The sequence below is a fragment of the Streptomyces sp. NPDC005899 genome (assembly GCF_040629645.1).
Lineage (GTDB): Bacteria > Actinomycetota > Actinomycetes > Streptomycetales > Streptomycetaceae > Streptomyces.
Window position 1 is genome coordinate 1 of the sequence record NZ_JBEXWB010000540.1, and the last position, 2,932, is coordinate 2,932.

1 protein-coding gene and 1 pseudogene are annotated in these 2,932 nt (G+C 74.4%); both read left to right on the plus strand.

Going from position 1 to position 2,932, the window contains the following annotated elements:
• Positions 1-896: pseudogene (locus ABZ371_RS31115) on the plus strand (DNA polymerase III subunit gamma and tau); the annotation flags it as partial.
• Positions 897-997: 101 nt separating this feature from the next.
• Positions 998-2,251, plus strand: coding sequence for a phosphoribosylamine--glycine ligase (gene purD / locus ABZ371_RS31120; RefSeq protein WP_358685971.1), 1,254 nt, complete (start codon positions 998-1,000; stop codon positions 2,249-2,251).
• Positions 2,252-2,932 lie beyond the last annotated feature (681 nt).

The window sequence follows — 2,932 nt, forward strand, 5'->3', positions numbered from 1 at the left end:
CATCCGCCGATGCTCCGGCCGGCGGTCAGCGGCCCGGGGCCTGGCCGGCCGCGGCTGGAGCGGGCGCCGGCGGGAGCGGCAGTTCGGAGACCGCCCGCCGTCCCGGTGGATGGCCGACCGCCTCCACGCCCGGCCGGCCTCCGTCCCCGCAGGCAGCCGCCCCGGCCCCGACCTCGGCCTCCGCGCAGAACGCCTCCTCACGGAACGCCTCCGCACAGAGCGCCTCCGCACAGAGCGCCTCCCCCGGGCAGAACGCGGCGGCGGGGGCCCAGGACATGGCCCAGGGCGCGTCCCAGGTCCGTGCCATGTGGCCGGACATCCTGGAGGCCGTGAAGAACCGCCGCCGCTTCACCTGGATTCTGCTCAGCCAGAACGCCCAGGTCACCGGCTTCGACGGCACCACGTTGCAGATCGGCTTCCTGAGCGCCGGTGCCCGGGACACCTTCTCGAGCAGCGGCAGCGAGGAGGTGCTCAAGCAGGCCCTCGCCGAGCAGTTCAACGCCACCTGGCGGGTCGACGCGGTCGTTGATCCGTCAGGCGGCGGCGGTATGCCTCCGCAGGCCGGCGGCGGAGGCGGAGGCCGCCCTCCGTCACCCGCTCCGTACCAGGCCCCGTCCGCGCCGCAGGCCGCGCCGTACGAGCCTGCACGCCCCGCCCCGGCCCAGCAGCCGCCCCCCGGCCAGCCCACAGCGCAGCAGCCGGGCCGGGCCGACCAGCAGCTCCGCGACCGCCCGGGGTACGACAGGTCCGCCCCCGAGCCGCCGCGTGCGGTGGCACCCGAGGACGACACCGCGGAGGCCGACGACCCCGACCTGGTGGACTCCGCGCTGTCCGGACACGACCTGATCGTCCGTGAACTGGGTGCCACGGTGGTCGAGGAGTTCACCAACGAGTAGCGCCGGGCCGGTGCCGGGTGCCGCGTGGCCGGTGGGTGCCCCGCTGTCCGGGGAGCGGCGCCCGTCAGGGCCTCCGGCCCCCGGCGGTTAGGCTGCACCCCGTGAAGGTCCTCGTCATCGGCGGCGGCGCCCGCGAACACGCCCTGTGCCGCTCTCTGTCCCTCGACCCCGATGTCACCGCTCTGTACTGCGCCCCCGGCAACGCCGGGATCGCGGAGGTGGCCGAACTGCACCCGGTCGACGCCCTCGACGGCGATGCCGTCGCGCGCCTCGCCAGCGAGCTGGGCGCCGAGCTGGTGGTCGTCGGCCCGGAGGCACCGCTTGTGGCGGGTGTCGCCGACGCCGTCCGCGCGGCCGGCATCCCCTGCTTCGGCCCCTCGCGTGAGGCCGCCCGGCTGGAGGGGTCCAAGGCGTTCGCCAAGGACGTCATGGCCGGAGCGGGCGTCCCGACCGCCCGTAGCTACGTCTGCACCACACCCGCCGAGATCGACGAGGCGCTCGACGCGTTCGGCGCCCCGTACGTCGTCAAGGACGACGGGCTCGCGGCCGGCAAGGGAGTCGTCGTCACCGACGACGTCGAGGCCGCCCGCAACCACGCACTGGCCTGTGACCGGGTGGTCATCGAGGAGTTCCTCGACGGCCCCGAGGTGAGCCTCTTCGCCATCACCGACGGCACCACGGTCGTGCCGCTCCAGCCGGCCCAGGACTTCAAGCGCGCCCTGGACGGCGACGAGGGCCCGAACACCGGCGGTATGGGCGCGTACTCGCCGCTCCCGTGGGCCGACCCGAAGCTGGTCGACGAGGTCATGCGGACCGTCCTCCAGCCGACCGTCGACGAGCTCCGCCGCCGGGGCACGCCCTTCTCCGGACTGCTGTACGCGGGCCTGGCGATCACCTCGCGGGGTGTACGGGTCATCGAGTTCAACGCCCGGTTCGGAGACCCGGAGACCCAGGTGGTCCTGGCCCGGCTGCGGACCCCGCTGGCCGGCGTCCTGTTCGCCTCCGCCAACGGCACCCTGGACGTGCTGCCGCCGCTGCACTGGCGCGACGACGCCGCTGTCACGGTGGTCGTCGCCTCGCACAACTACCCCGGCACGCCCCGCACCGGCGACCCGATCGAGGGTCTCGACGACGTGGCGGCCAAGGACGCGCCGCACGCCTTCGTGCTGCACGCGGGGACGCGCCAGGACGGGGACAGGGTCGTCAGCGCCGGGGGCCGCGTCCTCTCCGTGACCGCGACCGGCAAGGACCTCGCGCAGGCCCGGGAGCGCGCCTACACCGCGGTCGGGCGCATCCGGCTCGACGGCTCGCAGCACCGCACGGACATCGCCCGCAAGGCCGCCGAGCAGGCCTGACCCCTCGCCCGACCGGCTTCCTGTCCCACGCTCCTGTGCCCGGCCCTCCCGGAGGCGCCGGGCACAGCCGCGTCCGGCGCCGGCATGCCTGCCCGCAGCCCGTCGGCCGCCCACCGACCGGCTCCTGAACACCGGACGTACGGGCTCCCAGCCTCCCAAACTCTCAGCCCCCAACCTCCCGGGCTCCCAAACTTCCGGGCTGCAGGGCTCTGGGGGCTCCCGAACTCCCGCACGCTCGAACTCCGGACTTCCGCGCTCCCGCGCTCCCGCGCTCCTCACTCCTGAACTCCCTGACTCCCAGGACCCCGCGCGTCAGCAGCTTTACCCAAAGCCATTCCATCGGGTGACGACACGGCCATCCGGATGACGCCCGCCGATGCCCCAACTAGGGTGCGGCGCAGGCATTCCGGCACTTGGCCCACCGGCATTGCGTTGTCGGTGGCGGGTGCCACAGTGGGGGAGTGACCAAGACCGTCGCGGGGGCAGAGGGGGTGACGTCCGGCCGTGTCCGGTACCGGTTCGGTTGAGGAGCTCGGCGCGCACGCGGCGCGTGCCCGGGCCGTGGCTCTGCTGCGCGTCCGCGGCAGGGCCGCGGGCGTCGCCGTACTGTAAGCAAGCGCGCGGGCACCTGGCGAAGTTCCCGTCGGGTGAATGTTGTCGTAGATGGTGCCGTACCCGGGG